Raw genomic sequence first — 15,468 nt, forward strand, 5'->3', positions numbered from 1 at the left:
TTGCCTTATTCAGGCTTTTTCCAGCGTACACAGCAACGGATGCTCGTTCTCCCTCGCATACTGGTTCACCATCGCCACCTTCGTCTCTGCGACTTCTGCAGTAAAAACACCGCAGATGGCTTTGCCATGATAGTGAACGGTAAGCATCAGTTGCGTTGCACGTTCTACATCATAAGAAAAGAACTTTTGTAGCACGTCAATAACAAATTCCATCGGCGTGTAGTCATCGTTCATTAACATAACTTTATACATAGATGGCGGTTTTAGCGCGTCGCGCACTTTATCTTCCGCCAGCTTGTCGAAATCGAGCCAGTCGTTCGTCTTACCCATTGTCAGTCGTCATCTTCGTTTACGCTCTCCGGTCGCGGTTCTGATGCTGACTGGAGGCTATACATAACCTGAATCTACCTCAGATGTCAGATAACTCACATCTATTATTGCCATCCGCGATGTCTGTCACAATACCCGTCAATAGCGTTAACTGCTTCAAATTTTGACGCATTTTTCCCCTCCCTGCCCCGGCAAATGCTTGACGCTGCCTTTGGTTTATCTAAATTGTACAGGCGTGAGTTGGCGAGGTTTTGAACAGCCCCCACTCCAGCACCGGTTCATTACATCTAACTCAATAAGATTTACGAAGGATGTCGAAGCATGGAAACGGGTACAGTTAAGTGGTTCAACAACGCCAAAGGGTTTGGTTTTATCTGCCCTGAAGGCGGCGGCGAAGACATCTTCGCGCATTATTCCACCATTCAGATGGATGGTTACAGAACGCTGAAAGCCGGACAAGCCGTTCAGTTTGATGTACACCTCGGGCCTAAAGGCAATCATGCCAGCGTTATTGTGCCCATCGAAGTTGAAGCGGTGGCATAGCCCTCTGTTTCATTGTGTACACCCCGCACTCAAAATGCCAGCCCGATGCGCTGGCATTTTTATTTGCGGGCCAACAGACTTATTCCCGGGCTAACGCATCCACCGGATCCAGCCGCGCGGCATTTCGGGCCGGCAGCCAGCCAAACAGCACCCCGGTAAAGGTAGAACAAAGGAAGGCGGTTAATAGCGCCATCGGTGAAAAACCAATTTCCCAGCCGGGTAAAAACAGCTGCAACGAGAAGGCGATGAGCAGGGAGAGTGTAATTCCCAGCGCGCCGCCCACCAGACAGACCAGCACCGCTTCAATTAAAAACTGCTGCAGCACATCGCTGGCCCGGGCACCGACCGCCATGCGGATGCCGATCTCACGCGTACGCTCGGTGACCGACACCAGCATGATATTCATCACCCCAATCCCCCCGACCAGCAGGGAGATGATCGCCACCAACGTGAGGAAGAGCTGAAGAGTACGTGTGGTCTTTTCAGCCGTTTTCAAGAGCCCGTCCATGTTCCAGGTGAAGAAATCTTTCTTCCCGTGGCGCAGGGTTAGCAGGCGCTCAAGCTGTTGTTCCGCCTGGGCGCTGTCGTAGCCCTCCTTCACCCGCACGGTGATCGAGTTCAGCCAGGACTGCCCCATAATGCGCCCGGAGATGGTGGTATACGGCAGCCAGACACGCAGGATCTTGCTGCTGCCGAACATCGACTGCTTCTCTTCCGCCACGCCGATCACCGTCGCGGGCATATTCCCCACCAGGATAATTTCGCCCACCACTTTCGCTTTATTGGGGAACAGCTGACGCCGGGAGTTAGCATCCAGCACCACCACCTGGGACCGGCCCGCCAGCTGTTCCGCATTGAAAGTTGTCCCCTCGCTGAAGGTCATGCCGTAGACGTTAAAGTAATCGCCGCTGACGCCGTTAGCGCTGGCCGCCACGTCGATATTGGCGTAGCGCAGACGCAGGTTCTGCGACACCGCCGGGGTGGCGGAGTTGACCCACGGCTGCTTCTGGATCGCCGCCAGATCGTCATACTTTAGCGCCTGCTGATACTGCGGCTCATCGTCACCAAAGTCTTTGCCGGGATAGACGTCGATGGTGTTAGTGCCGATGGAGCGGATATCCGACAGCACCAGCTGTTTGGCGGCATCGCCCACCACCACAATCGACACCACCGAGGCGATACCGATGATGATCCCGAGCATGGTCAACAGGGTGCGCATCTTGTTGGCGGCCATCGCCAGCCAGGCCATGGTCAGCGCTTCGCGGAAACTGCTGGCAAACTGCCGCCAGCCGGACGGCGGAGGCAACGCCACCTCCTGACGTCGGGTGGCGTTGAGGCTGGGTGGCGGGTTGCTGACCAGCTCCCCATCGTGGATCTCCACGATCCGCCCGGCCTGCGCGGCCACCTGTGGATCGTGGGTGACAATGATCACCGTATGCCCCTGATCCCGCAGCTGGTGCAGGATCGCCATCACCTCTTCGCCGGAGTGGCTGTCCAGCGCCCCGGTCGGTTCATCGGCGAGGATCACCTGTCCGCCGTTCATCAGCGCCCGGGCGATACTCACTCGCTGCTGCTGGCCGCCGGAGAGCTGCGAAGGCTGGTAATCCACCCTCTCCCCCAGCCCCAGCCGGGTGAGCAGCGCCTGGGCCCGCTCAAGGCGTTTTTTGCGCTCCACACCGGCATAGACCGCCGGTACTTCGACGTTCTGCGCCGCGCTAAGGTGCGAGAGCAGGTGGTAACGCTGGAAGATAAAGCCGAAATGTTCCCGCCGCAGCTTAGCCAGCGCATCGCTGTCCAGGGTAGCGACATCGGTACCGGCCACCCGGTAGGTGCCGCTGGTGGGTTTATCCAGGCAGCCGAGAATGTTCATCAGCGTCGATTTACCGGAACCCGAGGCCCCGACGATCGCCACCATCTCTCCGGCCTCAACCTGCAGGGTGATGCCCTTCAGCACCTCCACCGGCCCGTCACCGGAGGGATAGCTCCGGCGGATATCAATCAGTTCAAGCAGGGACGTCATTTGGCCGCCCCGGGCTGGCTCTCGCTGATGACCACCTCTTCACCCTCTTCCAGCCCTTTCACCACCACTACGTCAGTGTCGTTGCGCGAGCCAAGGCTCACCTCACGCTCGCGGGTCTCGCCGTTACGCAGCACCTTCACGTTGTAGCGGTTGTCGCCCGCCGGTTCCCCCAGCGCCGCCAGCGGAATGGTCAGCACGTTTTTGACCCCGGCCAGCTGGATATGCACCTGGGCGGTCATGTCCAGCCGCAGCACGCCTTGCGGGTTGGGCACCTCGAAACGGGCATGATAAAAGATGGCGTCGTTGACCTTTTCCGGGGTCGGGAGAATGTCTTTCAGCACCCCTTCGTAGCGGGTCTGCGGATCCCCCAGCACGGTAAACCAGGCTTTTTGCCCCGGTTTGAGGTGGATCACATCCGCCTCGGAGACCTGAGCCTTCACCAGCATGGTGCCCATATCCGCCAGGGTCAGGATGTTCGGCGCCTGCTGGGCGGCAATCACCGTCTGTCCTTGCAGAGTGGTGATTTGTGTCACCTCCCCGGCCATCGGGGCGACGATACGGGTGTAATCGAGGTTGGTTTTGGCGCTGTCCAGCGAGGCCTGATTACGTTTGATCTGCGCGTCGATGGTGCCAATCTGCGCCTGCTTGACCGCCAGTTCGGTGGTCGAGGTATCCAGATCCTGCTGCGAGATCGCCTGGGTGGTGGCCAGCTGTCGCTGACGGCTCAGGGTCACCTGGGCCAGCTTACGCTCCGCTTCGGCCTGGCTACGCTGGGCCCGCAGCTCCATCAGGGTCGCTTCCACCTCTTTGATCTGGTTTTCAGCCTGCTCCGGGTCGATGACCCCCAGCAGTTGCCCCTTTTTCACCTTGTCGCCAATCTCCACCGACAGCGTTTTCAACTGCCCGCTGACCTGGGCCCCGACATCCACCTTGCGCAGCGCGTCCAGCTTGCCGGTGGCAAGCACGCTCTGTTGCAGCTCGCCCGGACGGACAATCAGCGTCTGATAGTGCGGCACCGGGGCGTTAAGCACCTGCCACAGCCAGAATCCAGCCACCAGTACAATCAGCACCAGCAGCAGAAACAGCTTCCTGCGTTTTCCCTTAAAGTTCATAAATATTCCAAATAGCTATTCTGGCTTACATAACTGTTGATTCTAACTAAACCGTTCCTCAACGAAACCCCTGCTTTTAAGGATGGGTGAAAATCGTTGAGGAGAGGTTGATTAAACCCCTGCTGAAATAGAGTTCTGGCAACAAGACCGGAATTTATTATGTCATCCATCGCAGAGTCATCTTATTCACTCCAGCCGCAACCAACATCGGGCTGGCAGCTCTTTCAACGTCTGGCCTCCGGGACATTAACCCCCGGGCTGGCCTGGCGCAACCCGGCCTACCGCCGCAAGTTTATGCTGCGATCGCTGATGACGCCATTCAGCACCGCCCGCCTGCTGTCAAACCTGGCGCAACAGCCGCAGTTACTGCAGCTGCTGCAGGTTCAGCCTGGGCTGCCCTGCCGCCTGCACCGCCCGTGGTTGTCCGTCGCCATTAACCGCCAGCAAACCCTGCAGGCACTGAACTGGCACTATCAGACGATGCAGCGCCAGCTCCCGGCCGCGCTGATGAACGGCTATCTCTCCCGGGAAGGGGTGACGCTGCTGACCCTGACCGGTAAAGACGACCAGCAGTTTACCCTGCGCCTGTGCGCCGATGCATTTCTGGATAAAGAGGGGGAAGCCACACTGGCGTTTTGCGACGCGGAGCAGACGGTGCTGGCGGAGATAACCTTCACGCTGTGCCAGATTAACGGTACCGCGACGCTGTTTATCGGCGGAATGCAGGGAGCGAAAGCCTTTGTCCCGCACGAGGCGATCCAGAGTGCCACCAAGGCCTGTCACGGCCTGTTCCCGAAACGCCTGCTGGTAGAGGCGGCCATGACGCTGGGCAGCGCCCTTGCCGTGGAACAGATCGTGGCCGTCAGCAACAGCACCCATATCTACCGCAGCTGGCGTTACCGTAAGAAAAAAGAGGGCAAACTGCTGGCCGATTACGACAGCTTCTGGCAGTCACTCGGCGGCGAGCGCACCGTCGAGGGCAACTTCCGCCTGCCGCTCGCCATGCCGCGTAAACCAATGGACGAGATCGCCAGCAAAAAGCGCGCCGAGTACCGCCGCCGCTTTGCCCTGCTGGACAGCCTGATCGATCAGGTCAACCAGGCGACCCGGCGTTAATCGGCTCTCCCGCGCGCCAGCCACAGCACGCGGGAGAACATCTTCCGCAACAGGGGCGGCACCGCTTCAACTCCGCGCCGCCCGGCTTCCATCGCCACCTCAATCGCCAGATCGGGCTTCGACGAGCGGTGAATGGCTTTCACGATCACCCGTCGTATGTTCATCGGAGCATTCTCGGGGATCATCGCCACCCGGTGAAAGACGTCCGCGAAGCCCTGGCGGTACATGAAGTGCTCCATGTCCATGGCGGGCAGCGTCGTCAGGTGCTCGCGCTCCTCTTCCCGGTCGTTGTTGATCAGCCCGCGCACGGTGGCGGCATATTTCTTGCCCGCCTCGTCGCCATCCACCAGCACGTGCCACTCAATGCCCATCCGCCGGGCAAATTTGATCAACGGTTTTAAGCCCGACTGAGCGAACTCAATCACCTTGATCCCCTCGGCATCGAAATGGTGACCGCACTGGCGGGCCAGCTCGTTAATCACCCAGGTTTCGGTCTCCCCTTCCACCAGCAGCCAGCAGCGGGCGAACAGGGAGGAGGCGCGATTAAAGCGAATGTGGAAGGCGATTCGGCGGCTGTCTTCGGCGTTCATCCCTCCCGGCCCAAGGCGGAAAGCCGTCACGCGCGAAGACTCGCGCACCAGACGGCAGACGTGCTCTACCGGGGTTAACGACAGCAGCTCGCCGGAGTTGGTGGTGGTGATGCGCTGCAACGGCAGCAGATTCAGCAGGTGCCACGCCACCGAGAGCATAATCGGGTGCAGGCGCGTCTCGGGATCTTCCACCAGCAGCAGCGGGCGGGCGTCCCGGTCGAGCCGGACGGTGCCCTTGGCCTGCAGCAGCGTCGAGAAGAGCCCCAGCAGGATCACCCGGTGCGAACGGCCACCGGGGCGGTCAATCATCCGGTTGATGATGTCGAGGTAGCGCCAGCTGCGCTGTTCATCGTGGGAGCGCCGCCGCATCAGGCGGTTGCGGACTGGCGAGGTGCCCTGCTCGGTAAAGTAGTGCTCCAGCAGCTGCACCATCGCCGACAGCCCCTGGCGGATCTGGCCATCGGTGAGATTTTGCGGACGGGCCACCAGCTCGCGGGCCAGGTAATCCAGCTCGCGGGCGGTGACCTCAACGTCGGGCATGTTGGGCACCGTGCCGTTGCGGATCCGGCGCATAAAGCGGGCATCACGCAGGCGAAGGACCGGCATCAGGCGCACCAGATGCCGCGCCAGGTCGTCGATATCCGCCAGCGGCAGAGGGTTGCCGTGGTTATCGAGAAAACCGCGCAGGGTCAGCACGCTGTCGTCGTTTGCCAGCTCGCCCTCCAGACGATAAAAGATGCGCTGATAGTTGTCCTGGCACGGCACCCAGCAGTCGGCCAGGGGACGATAACGGCGAACGCGATGACGGCCCGGCTCGGCTTCACGAAAGGTGAGAATAATATGCAGATGGTGTTCGCGCCCCAGCAGATCCCCGGGCGGGAACCAGAAATCTTCCCGGACAAAATGGTACAGATCGGATTCCGGGGAGAGCAGCAGCGTCAGGGCATCCAGCAGGCTGGATTTCCCCCAGGCGTTTTCCCCGATCAGCACGTTATTGTGCTCCAGCATCAGCGACAGACGGTTAATGCCGCGGAACCCCACGATTTCCACACGTTCAAGCAACATGTACCCTCCAGGCTCATTAACGCTTTCCTTCACGTTATCAGCATTATAGCGCCAGAGATAAAGAGTGAGTACTGCGCAGAGAAGAGAGGGTGGTGAAAAAGGAGAGCAAGCTCTCCTTGGGAGAATGGGTTAATTTATTATTTATTGAACAGTGAAGAGATACCGCCAAAAATACCCTGGAAGATACTGACAGAGGCTTCAACGATCATCCCGATGCCGCGGCCCATTGTTTCGCCTGCGGTGGTGGCCTGGGTACCGGTATTACAGGAAACATCGACAATTCTGCCGATGCCTTCACCTAATGCCGCTGCAGCGTCAGCAATTAAACCCGCACCAGTAACAGCAGCCATTTCTTCGATTTGAAGTTCTTTCATAGTAAATTCCTTTTTAAGATAGTGAATTAAATAATTAAAAAAGAAAAATAAAACGCTATTTTTCAACGAAATAGTATTTTTGCACGTTATCGATGTCAATTCTCACTGAATAATTCAGAATTTGATTAGTATATATTTTGACTATCAATAAATCCGATGCGAAACATCCGTTATTATTTCAATCTGCGCCCCCTTCTTTAACATACATCGTTTATCATTGCTCTAAATCAAATTTATGCGGTTTATACCGCTGGTGGTGCCATGATGACATTTATAAAATAGCGCCGCTTTAGTTATGTCCTCGTGCATTAGGGAAAACGTCTGTGTGCAATACCGCAGAATTGTCATTTTATTGAGGTGGTTTATGTTCAGAAAATTAGCAGCTGAATGTTTTGGTACATTCTGGCTGGTATTTGGTGGCTGCGGCAGCGCAGTGCTGGCGGCAGGTTTCCCGGAATTAGGGATCGGTTTTGTCGGGGTTTCTCTGGCCTTCGGTTTAACGGTATTAACCATGGCCTATGCCGTAGGACATATTTCCGGCGGACACTTTAACCCGGCGGTAACATTAGGTCTGTGGGCGGGCGGTCGTTTTCCGGCGAAAGATATTGTCAGCTATATTATTGCTCAGGTGATTGGCGGGATTATTGCTGCCGCTATTCTTTATCTGATTGCCAGCGGTAAAACGGGCTTTGACGCCGCAGCCAGCGGTTTTGCTTCAAACGGCTTTGGCGAGCACTCCCCGGGCGGCTTCTCCATGCTCTCTGCCATCGTGATTGAAATTGTGCTGACGGCAGGCTTCCTGCTGGTGATCCTCGGCGCTACCGACAAACACGCCCCGTCCGGTTTTGCCCCGATTGCGATTGGCCTGGCGTTGACCCTGATCCACCTGATCAGCATTCCGGTCACCAACACCTCGGTTAACCCGGCGCGCAGCACCGCGGTTGCGATCTTCCAGGGCGGCTGGGCCATTGAGCAGCTGTGGCTGTTCTGGGTAATGCCTATTGTTGGCGGTATTCTTGGCGGCGTGCTGTATCGCACCCTGCTTGAGAAGCGCGACTGATCCAACCCCGGGTGGCGGCTTCGCCTTACCCGGCCTACGAAACAGTGCATTTGTAGGCCGGGCAAGCGAAGCGCCGCCCGGCACTGTTTTCATCTTTACTGAACCGTCTGAATTGGGTAGTGTCACAGCGCCACTCATATAAAGGACCGGTTGTTCATGTTTTCAGGACTCTTAATCATTCTGATCCCGCTGATCGTGGGTTATCTCATTCCTCTTCGCCAGCTGGCCGCGTTAAAACTGATCAACCGCTTACTGAGCTGGATTGTCTACGTCATTCTGTTTTTTATGGGTATCAGCCTCGCCTTCCTCGATAATCTGGCAACCAACCTGCTCTCGATCCTGCATTACTCCATCATTACGATGGGGGTTATTTTGCTGTGCAATATCGCGGCCCTGTTCTGGCTGGAACGCGTTATTCCGTGGAAAAACCACCACCATCAGGAGAAATTACCGTCGCGTATCGCCATGGCGCTGGAGTCACTGAAATTATGCGGCGTGGTGGTGATTGGCTTTTTACTGGGGCTGAGCGGGTTGGATTTTTTACAGCACGCCACCGAGGCCAGCGAATATACCCTGATCTTCCTGCTGTTCCTGATTGGTATTCAGCTGCGCAATAACGGCATGACCTTAAAACAGATCGTCCTCAACCGCCGGGGCATGATGGTCGCCGTTTTCGTAGTGGGCAGTTCGCTGGTGGGCGGGGTGATCAATGCCTTTATTCTCGACCTGCCGCTCAATACCGCCCTGGCAATGGCCTCCGGCTTTGGCTGGTATTCGCTGTCCGGTATTCTGCTTACCGAATCCTTTGGCCCGGTAATTGGCAGCGCCGCCTTCTTTAACGATCTTGGCCGGGAGCTGATCGCCATTATGCTGATCCCGGGCCTGGTGCGCCGTAGCCGCTCCACGGCGCTGGGCCTGTGCGGGGCCACGTCGATGGACTTTACCCTGCCGGTGCTGCAACGCTCTGGCGGGCTGGAGATGGTCCCTGCCGCCATCGTCCACGGCTTTATTTTAAGCCTACTGGTACCGATCATGATGGCCTTCTTCTCCGCCTGATACTTCTTTGGCGGTAGCCTGCTGCCGCCAAAATTGCGCTAAATCAATAACCCTTTCGTTTGTAGCAGAAAGCCCTTTTCTCCTTATCGGCACAAGCATAATCTTAAACATGTATATCAAATATAACTTTAACAGGTGTGATTATGTTTTGTGTGCAATGTGAACAAACTATCCGTACTCCAGCCGGCAACGGCTGCTCTTACGCACAGGGCATGTGCGGTAAAACCGCCGAAACTTCCGATCTGCAGGATCTGCTGATTGCGTCCCTGCAGGGTTTATCCGCCTGGGCAGTAAAAGCCCGGGAATATGGCATTGTCGACCACTACGTCGATAACTTTGCCCCGCGCGCGTTTTTCTCTACCCTGACCAACGTGAACTTCGATTCGCCACGCATTGTGGGCTACGCCCGCGAAGCCATTGCCCTGCGTGACGCCCTGAAAGCGCAGGCCCAGAACGTGGATGCCACTGCCCGCGTCGATAACCCGATGGCGGACCTGCAACTGGTGAGCGACGACCTCGGCGACCTGCAACGTCAGGCGGCAGAATTTACCCCGAACAAAGACAAAGCGGCGATCGGCGAGAACATCCTCGGCCTGCGTCTGCTGTGCCTGTACGGCCTGAAAGGTGCCGCGGCCTATATGGAACACGCGCACGTTCTGGATCAGTACGACAACGACATCTACGCCCAGTACCACAAAATCATGGCGTGGCTGGGGACCTGGCCTTCCGACATGAATGCCCTGCTGGAGTGTTCAATGGAAATCGGCCAGATGAACTTCAAAGTGATGAGCATTCTGGATGCCGGTGAAACCACCAAATATGGCCACCCGACCCCGACCCAGGTCAACGTTAAAGCGACCGAAGGGAAATGCATCCTGATCTCCGGTCACGACCTGAAAGATCTCTACAACCTGCTGGAGCAGACCGACGGTACCGGCGTGAACGTCTACACCCACGGTGAGATGCTGCCTGCCCACGGCTATCCGGAACTGCGCAAATTCAAACACCTGATCGGTAACTACGGCAGCGGCTGGCAGAACCAGCAGGTGGAGTTCGCCCGCTTCCCGGGCCCAATAGTGATGACCTCTAACTGCATCATCGACCCAACCGTGGGCGCCTACGACGACCGTATCTGGACCCGCAGCATCGTCGGCTGGCCGGGCGTGAGCCACCTTGAAGGTGACGATTTTGGTCCGGTGATCGCCCAGGCACAGCAGATGGCGGGCTTCCCGTACAGCGAAATTCCTCACCTGATCACCGTTGGTTTTGGCCGTCAGACCCTGCTGGGCGCGGCGGATTCCCTGATTGACCTGGTGAGCCGCGAAAAACTGCGTCACATCTTCCTGGTCGGTGGCTGCGACGGCGCACGCGGGGAGCGTAACTACTTCACCGACTTCGCCACCAGCGTGCCGGACGACTGCCTGATCCTCACCCTGGCCTGCGGTAAATACCGTTTCAACAAGCTGGAGTTCGGGGATATCGAAGGCCTGCCGCGCCTGATCGATGCCGGTCAGTGTAACGATGCCTACTCGGCGATCATTCTGGCCGTGACCCTGGCGGAAAAACTGGGTTGTGGCGTGAACGACCTGCCGCTGTCGCTGGTGCTCTCCTGGTTCGAACAGAAAGCGATTGTGATCCTGCTGACCCTGCTGTCGCTAGGCGTGAAAAACATCGTCACCGGCCCGACCGCGCCTGGCTTCTTTACCCCTGACCTGCTGGCGGTCCTCAACGAGAAATTTGGTCTGCGTTCCGTGACCACCGTTGAAGAAGACATGAAGCAACTGCTGAGCGCGTAAGGAGTAAACTATGACAATGCCAACCCATCAGTGCCCGTGGCGGATGCAGGTTCACCACATCCATCAGGAAACGCCGGATGTCTGGACGATTTCGCTGCTGTGCCACGACTATTATCCGTACCGTGCCGGGCAGTATGCGCTGGTCAGCGTGCGTAACTCAGCAGAGACGCTGCGGGCGTACACGATCTCCTCCACGCCGGGTATCAGCGAGTACATTACGCTGACCATCCGCCGCATTGATGAGGGGGCAGGCTCGCAGTGGTTGACGCACGACGTGAAGCGTGGGGATTACATCTGGCTGTCGGATGCGCAGGGTGATTTTACCTGTGACGACAAACCAGAAGATAAATTCCTGCTGCTGGCTGCCGGCTGCGGCGTGACGCCGGTGATGTCGATGCGTCGCTGGCTGGCGAAGAACCGCCCGCAGGCCGACGTGGCGGTGATCTTCAGCGTGCGTTCGCCGCAGGATGTGATTTTCACCGACGAATGGCGTAATTATCCGGTCACGCTGGTGGCCGAAACCAACGCCACCGAAGGTTTTGTCGCCGGTCGCCTGACCCGCGAGCTGCTGCAACAGGTGCCGGATCTCGCTTCACGCACCGTGATGACCTGTGGTCCGGCGCCGTATATGGACATCGTTGAGGAAGAGGTGAAGGCCCTCGGCGTGACCCGCTTCTTTAAAGAGCAGTTCTTTACCCCGGTCGCGGAAGCCGCCACCCGCGGGTTGAAGATCACCAAACTGCAGCCAGCCCAGACCTTCTTTGGCCGCGTGGGCAGCACGCTGCTGGAAGCGCTGGAGAGCAATAACGTGCCGGTGGTGGCTGCCTGTCGCGCGGGTGTCTGCGGCTGCTGTAAAACGAAGGTGGTGGACGGGAACTATACCGTCTCCAGCACCATGACCCTGACGGATGCCGAAGTGGCAGAAGGCTATGTGCTGGCCTGCTCCTGTCATCCGCAGGGGGATCTGGTGCTGGCCTGATGAAACGCCCGGTGGCGCTAGCGCTTACCGGGCCTGGGAAATCAACATCCCCGATGTCACATCGGGGATGTTTTTACTTCCACGCCGGATCGCTCACCACCGCATACCGCCCTGCCCCTAAAAATGCCACCGCCAGCGCACCCACGAAGAAATAAACCAGACTCTCAATCGCCCAGGCTCCCACTGCATCCAGTGCGAAGGTTTTACCGGTGCCCACCATCAGCCACGCCACCACCATGGTAAAGGCCAGCACCAGCGCCGAAGGACGGGTGAGAATACCGAGGATAATCAGGATCGGCGCCACCACTTCGCCAATCAGCACACCGTAAGCAATAAAGCCCGGCAGCCCCTTCGCCGCCAGCATACCTGCAATGCCTCCTACCCCGTCGATGGCCTTATGCAGGCCGTGAAACAGCATCAATCCCCCTACCGCCAGACGCAGCAACAGCTTGCCCGTATCGTCGCACGTTAGCGTTTTATTAACAGACATTAACAATGATTTAACCATTTGAATTCACTCCCGTTTTTATTATGTACGCCAGCAGAATATGACGAAATATTGCACATTGAAAGCAACTATTAATCAGGGGGATTAAACCAGCATGGCGGTGAGTTTCATCTAAGCTTGAAAGCGTTAACACATTCAGGAGACGGACTACCATGAAACAAACCGTGGCGAACTACATCGCGAAAATGCTGGAACAGGCCGGAGTAAAACGGATCTGGGGTGTCACCGGGGATTCCCTCAACGGCCTGAGCGACAGCCTGAACCGGATGGGCACCATCGAGTGGATGCCGACCCGTCATGAAGAGGTCGCCGCGTTCGCCGCCGGGGCCGAGGCCCAACTCACCGGCGAGCTGGCGGTGTGCGCCGGATCCTGCGGACCGGGCAACCTGCATCTGATCAACGGCCTGTTTGATTGCCATCGCAACAACGTCCCGGTGCTGGCTATCGCCGCGCACATTCCGTCAAGTGAAATCGGCAGCGGCTATTTTCAGGAGACGCATCCCCAGGAGCTGTTCCGTGAATGCAGCCACTACTGTGAGCTGGTCTCCACGCCGGAGCAGATCCCGCAGGTGCTGGCTCTGGCCCTGCGCAACGCCATTTTAAACCGCGGCGTCTCGGTGATTGTACTGCCCGGTGACGTGGCCCTGCAGGCGGCCCCGGAAAGTGCCAGCAGCCACTGGTATCCTGCCCCTCTTCCGGTGGTGACGCCCGCTCAGGCCGAGCTGAAAAAGCTGGCGCAGCTCCTGCGCTACTCCAGCAATATCGCCCTGATGTGCGGCAGCGGCTGTGCCGGGGCCCATGACGAGCTGGTGGAATTTGCCGGTATGCTCAAGGCGCCGATTGTCCACGCCCTGCGCGGCAAAGAACACGTGGAGTACGATAACCCTTACGACGTGGGGATGACCGGGCTGATCGGCTTCTCGTCCGGGTTCCACACCATGATGAACGCCGACACCCTGGTGCTGCTCGGCACCCGCTTCCCGTATCGCGCCTTCTACCCTACCGACGCCAAAATCATCCAGATCGACATCAACCCGGCCAGCATCGGGGCGCACAGCAAAGTGGATATGGCCCTGGTGGGCGACATCAAGGCCACCCTCACCGCGCTGATGCCGCTGCTGGAGGAGAAAACCGATCGCACGTTCCTCGACAAGGCCCTGAGCGATTACCGCGATGCGCGTAAAGGACTGGACGACCTGGCGAAGCCCAGCGACAAGGCGCTGCACCCGCAGTATCTGGCGCAGCAGATCAGCCACTATGCCGATGAAGATGCCATCTTCACCTGCGACGTGGGCACCCCGACCGTCTGGGCGGCGCGCTACCTGAAGATGAACGGCAAGCGCCGTCTGATTGGCTCGTTTAACCACGGCTCGATGGCCAACGCCATGCCGCAGGCGCTGGGGGCCAAAGCCACCGCGCCGGATCGTCAGGTGGTGGCGATGTGCGGCGACGGCGGGTTCAGCATGCTGATGGGCGATTTCCTCTCGGTGGCGCAGATGAAGCTGCCGATCAAAATCATCGTCTTTAACAACAGCGTGCTGGGATTTGTGGCGATGGAGATGAAGGCCGGGGGGTATCTGACTGACGGCACCGAACTGCACGAGACCAACTTCGCCGCCATCGCCGAAGCCTGCGGCATCACCGGCATCCGCGTGGAGAAGGCCTCGGAAGTGGATGACGCTCTCCAGCGCGCCTTCGCCACCGACGGTCCGGTGCTGGTGGATGTGGTGGTTGCCAAAGATGAACTGGCGATCCCACCGCAGATCAAACTCGAACAGGCCAAGGGCTTTAGCCTGTATATGCTGCGTGCCATCATCAGCGGCCGTGGTGACGAAGTTCTGGAGCTAGCCAAAACCAACTGGCTCAGGTAAAACAATCGGCATCGCCTTTAAAATAATAAGGAAATGCCATGATTGATTTACGCAGCGACACCGTTACTCGTCCGACGCAGGCCATGCTCAAGGAGATGCTGGCCGCGCCGGTCGGGGACGACGTTTACGGCGACGACCCGACCGTTAACGAGCTCCAGCGCTATGCCGCCGAACTGAGCGGCCACGAGGCCGCCCAGTTTCTGCCAACCGGCACCCAGGCCAACCTTGTGGCCCTGCTCAGCCACTGCGAGCGGGGGGAAGAGTATATCGTCGGCCAGGGGGCGCATAACTACCTGTACGAAGCCGGGGGTGCAGCGGTGCTGGGCAGCATTCAGCCGCAGCCGATTGATGCCGCGCCTGACGGCTCCCTGCCGCTGGACAAAGTCGCCGCCAAAATCAAAGCCGACGATATTCACTTCGCCCGCACCAAACTGCTCAGCCTCGAAAACACCCATAACGGCAAAGTGCTCCCGCGCGAGTACCTGAAAGCGGCGTGGGAATTTACCCGCGAGCGCAAACTGGGGCTGCACGTCGATGGCGCACGTATTTTTAACGCCGTGGTGGAGTATGGCTGCGAGCTGAAAGAGATTACGCAATATTGCGACTCGTTCACCATATGCCTCTCCAAAGGGCTGGGCACGCCGGTGGGCTCCCTGCTGGTGGGCAACGCTGACTACATCAAGCGCGCCAACCGCTGGCGTAAAATGACCGGCGGCGGCATGCGCCAGGCCGGATTCCTTGCCGCCGCGGGTCTGTACGCCCTGAAAAACAACGTCGCCCGTCTGAAGGACGATCACGACAATGCGGCGTGGATGGCGACGCAGCTGCGCGAGATCGGCGCAGATGTCATGCGTCACGACACCAACATGCTGTTTATCCGCGTCGGGGACGACAACGCCGCGGCGCTGGGTGAGTTTATGAAGGCACGCGGGGTGCTGATCAACGCCTCGCCGGTGGTGCGTCTGGTGATGCATCTCGACGTCAATCGCGAGCAGCTTGCCGAGGTGGTGGCTCACTGGCAGGCATTTTTGCAGCGCTAAGGAGCTAA

At 58.2% G+C, this 15,468-nt stretch carries 14 protein-coding genes; 8 read left to right on the plus strand and 6 right to left on the minus strand.

Annotated features, from left to right (window positions below; translation table 11 throughout):
• Positions 1-9 precede the first annotated feature (9 nt).
• A complete protein-coding gene (gene clpS, locus M8318_RS18235; RefSeq protein ID WP_032617325.1) occupies positions 10-330 on the minus strand; it encodes an ATP-dependent Clp protease adapter ClpS in 321 nt (106 codons plus the stop codon).
• Between the two features lie 321 nt (positions 331-651).
• Here clpS and cspD point away from each other — a divergent pair, with 321 nt between their 5' ends.
• A complete protein-coding gene (cspD, locus tag M8318_RS18240; RefSeq protein WP_225759171.1) occupies positions 652-873 on the plus strand; it encodes a cold shock-like protein CspD in 222 nt (73 codons plus the stop codon).
• A 79-nt stretch (positions 874-952) separates the two neighbouring features.
• On the opposite strand, the gene macB is transcribed toward cspD, so the two are convergent.
• Both macB and macA read right to left on the minus strand, forming a co-directional pair.
• The gene (gene macB, locus M8318_RS18245; RefSeq protein WP_262663842.1) at positions 953-2,893 is read right to left on the minus strand and encodes a macrolide ABC transporter ATP-binding protein/permease MacB; all 1,941 of its coding nucleotides are present in this window, start codon (positions 2,891-2,893) and stop codon (positions 953-955) included.
• Positions 2,890-4,005, minus strand: a complete 1,116-nt coding sequence (macA, locus tag M8318_RS18250) for a macrolide transporter subunit MacA (RefSeq protein WP_262663843.1) — start codon at positions 4,003-4,005, stop codon at positions 2,890-2,892. Before macA ends, macB begins: the two co-directional genes overlap by 4 nt.
• Before the next feature lie 159 nt (positions 4,006-4,164).
• Here macA and M8318_RS18255 point away from each other — a divergent pair, with 159 nt between their 5' ends.
• A complete protein-coding gene (locus M8318_RS18255; protein ID WP_262663844.1) occupies positions 4,165-5,121 on the plus strand; it encodes a VirK/YbjX family protein in 957 nt (318 codons plus the stop codon).
• Here the strand turns inward: M8318_RS18255 and M8318_RS18260 are convergent.
• Together M8318_RS18260 and M8318_RS18265 are read right to left on the minus strand one after the other, a co-directional pair.
• Positions 5,118-6,776 (minus strand): ATP-dependent endonuclease, encoded by a 1,659-nt coding sequence (locus M8318_RS18260; protein WP_262663845.1) that lies wholly within the window; start codon positions 6,774-6,776, stop codon positions 5,118-5,120. The genes M8318_RS18255 and M8318_RS18260 overlap by 4 nt on opposite strands.
• A 137-nt stretch (positions 6,777-6,913) precedes the next feature.
• The gene (locus M8318_RS18265) at positions 6,914-7,150 is read right to left on the minus strand and encodes a hypothetical protein (RefSeq protein WP_262663846.1); all 237 of its coding nucleotides are present in this window, start codon (positions 7,148-7,150) and stop codon (positions 6,914-6,916) included.
• Between the two features lie 364 nt (positions 7,151-7,514).
• Between M8318_RS18265 and aqpZ the strand changes: the two genes are divergently transcribed.
• The 4 genes from aqpZ to hcr all read left to right on the plus strand — a co-directional run bounded on the left by aqpZ (position 7,515) and on the right by hcr (position 12,041).
• Complete coding sequence (aqpZ, locus tag M8318_RS18270; protein ID WP_262663847.1) at positions 7,515-8,210, plus strand: aquaporin Z; 696 nt, start codon at positions 7,515-7,517, stop codon at positions 8,208-8,210.
• A 156-nt stretch (positions 8,211-8,366) separates the two neighbouring features.
• A complete protein-coding gene (locus tag M8318_RS18275; protein WP_262663850.1) occupies positions 8,367-9,266 on the plus strand; it encodes a lysine exporter LysO family protein in 900 nt (299 codons plus the stop codon).
• Positions 9,267-9,409: 143 nt separating this feature from the next.
• The gene (gene hcp, locus M8318_RS18280; RefSeq protein ID WP_262663852.1) at positions 9,410-11,062 is read left to right on the plus strand and encodes a hydroxylamine reductase; all 1,653 of its coding nucleotides are present in this window, start codon (positions 9,410-9,412) and stop codon (positions 11,060-11,062) included.
• Positions 11,063-11,072: 10 nt separating this feature from the next.
• Positions 11,073-12,041: an NADH oxidoreductase gene (gene hcr, locus M8318_RS18285; protein ID WP_262663854.1), complete on the plus strand. Its 969-nt coding sequence runs from the start codon at positions 11,073-11,075 to the stop codon at positions 12,039-12,041.
• Between the two features lie 73 nt (positions 12,042-12,114).
• On the opposite strand, the gene M8318_RS18290 is transcribed toward hcr, so the two are convergent.
• The gene (locus M8318_RS18290) at positions 12,115-12,549 is read right to left on the minus strand and encodes a DoxX family protein (protein ID WP_262663855.1); all 435 of its coding nucleotides are present in this window, start codon (positions 12,547-12,549) and stop codon (positions 12,115-12,117) included.
• A gap of 152 nt (positions 12,550-12,701) precedes the next feature.
• Between M8318_RS18290 and poxB the strand changes: the two genes are divergently transcribed.
• Both poxB and ltaE read left to right on the plus strand, forming a co-directional pair.
• Positions 12,702-14,420 (plus strand): ubiquinone-dependent pyruvate dehydrogenase, encoded by a 1,719-nt coding sequence (gene poxB, locus M8318_RS18295; protein ID WP_262663856.1) that lies wholly within the window; start codon positions 12,702-12,704, stop codon positions 14,418-14,420.
• Between the two features lie 38 nt (positions 14,421-14,458).
• Positions 14,459-15,460, plus strand: coding sequence for a low-specificity L-threonine aldolase (gene ltaE / locus M8318_RS18300; protein ID WP_262663857.1), 1,002 nt, complete (start codon positions 14,459-14,461; stop codon positions 15,458-15,460).
• Positions 15,461-15,468 lie beyond the last annotated feature (8 nt).

The organism is Leclercia tamurae (genome assembly GCF_025566055.1).
Classification (GTDB): Bacteria; Pseudomonadota; Gammaproteobacteria; order Enterobacterales; family Enterobacteriaceae; genus Enterobacter; species Enterobacter tamurae.

Excerpts from the sequence above, each read along its gene's own strand:
- aqpZ (WP_262663847.1), top strand. The coding sequence starts at position 7,515 with ATGTTCAGAAAATTAGCAGCTGAATGTTTTGGTACATTCTGGCTGGTA.
- macA (WP_262663843.1), bottom strand. The coding sequence starts at position 4,005 with ATGAACTTTAAGGGAAAACGCAGGAAGCTGTTTCTGCTGCTGGTGCTG.
- M8318_RS18260 (WP_262663845.1), bottom strand. The coding sequence starts at position 6,776 with ATGTTGCTTGAACGTGTGGAAATCGTGGGGTTCCGCGGCATTAACCGT.
- M8318_RS18290 (WP_262663855.1), bottom strand. The coding sequence starts at position 12,549 with ATGGTTAAATCATTGTTAATGTCTGTTAATAAAACGCTAACGTGCGAC.
- ltaE (WP_262663857.1), top strand. The coding sequence starts at position 14,459 with ATGATTGATTTACGCAGCGACACCGTTACTCGTCCGACGCAGGCCATG.
- M8318_RS18265 (WP_262663846.1), bottom strand. The coding sequence starts at position 7,150 with ATGAAAGAACTTCAAATCGAAGAAATGGCTGCTGTTACTGGTGCGGGT.
- hcp (WP_262663852.1), top strand. The coding sequence starts at position 9,410 with ATGTTTTGTGTGCAATGTGAACAAACTATCCGTACTCCAGCCGGCAAC.
- poxB (WP_262663856.1), top strand. The coding sequence starts at position 12,702 with ATGAAACAAACCGTGGCGAACTACATCGCGAAAATGCTGGAACAGGCC.
- M8318_RS18275 (WP_262663850.1), top strand. The coding sequence starts at position 8,367 with ATGTTTTCAGGACTCTTAATCATTCTGATCCCGCTGATCGTGGGTTAT.
- hcr (WP_262663854.1), top strand. The coding sequence starts at position 11,073 with ATGACAATGCCAACCCATCAGTGCCCGTGGCGGATGCAGGTTCACCAC.
- clpS (WP_032617325.1), bottom strand. The coding sequence starts at position 330 with ATGGGTAAGACGAACGACTGGCTCGATTTCGACAAGCTGGCGGAAGAT.
- cspD (WP_225759171.1), top strand. The coding sequence starts at position 652 with ATGGAAACGGGTACAGTTAAGTGGTTCAACAACGCCAAAGGGTTTGGT.
- macB (WP_262663842.1), bottom strand. The coding sequence starts at position 2,893 with ATGACGTCCCTGCTTGAACTGATTGATATCCGCCGGAGCTATCCCTCC.
- M8318_RS18255 (WP_262663844.1), top strand. The coding sequence starts at position 4,165 with ATGTCATCCATCGCAGAGTCATCTTATTCACTCCAGCCGCAACCAACA.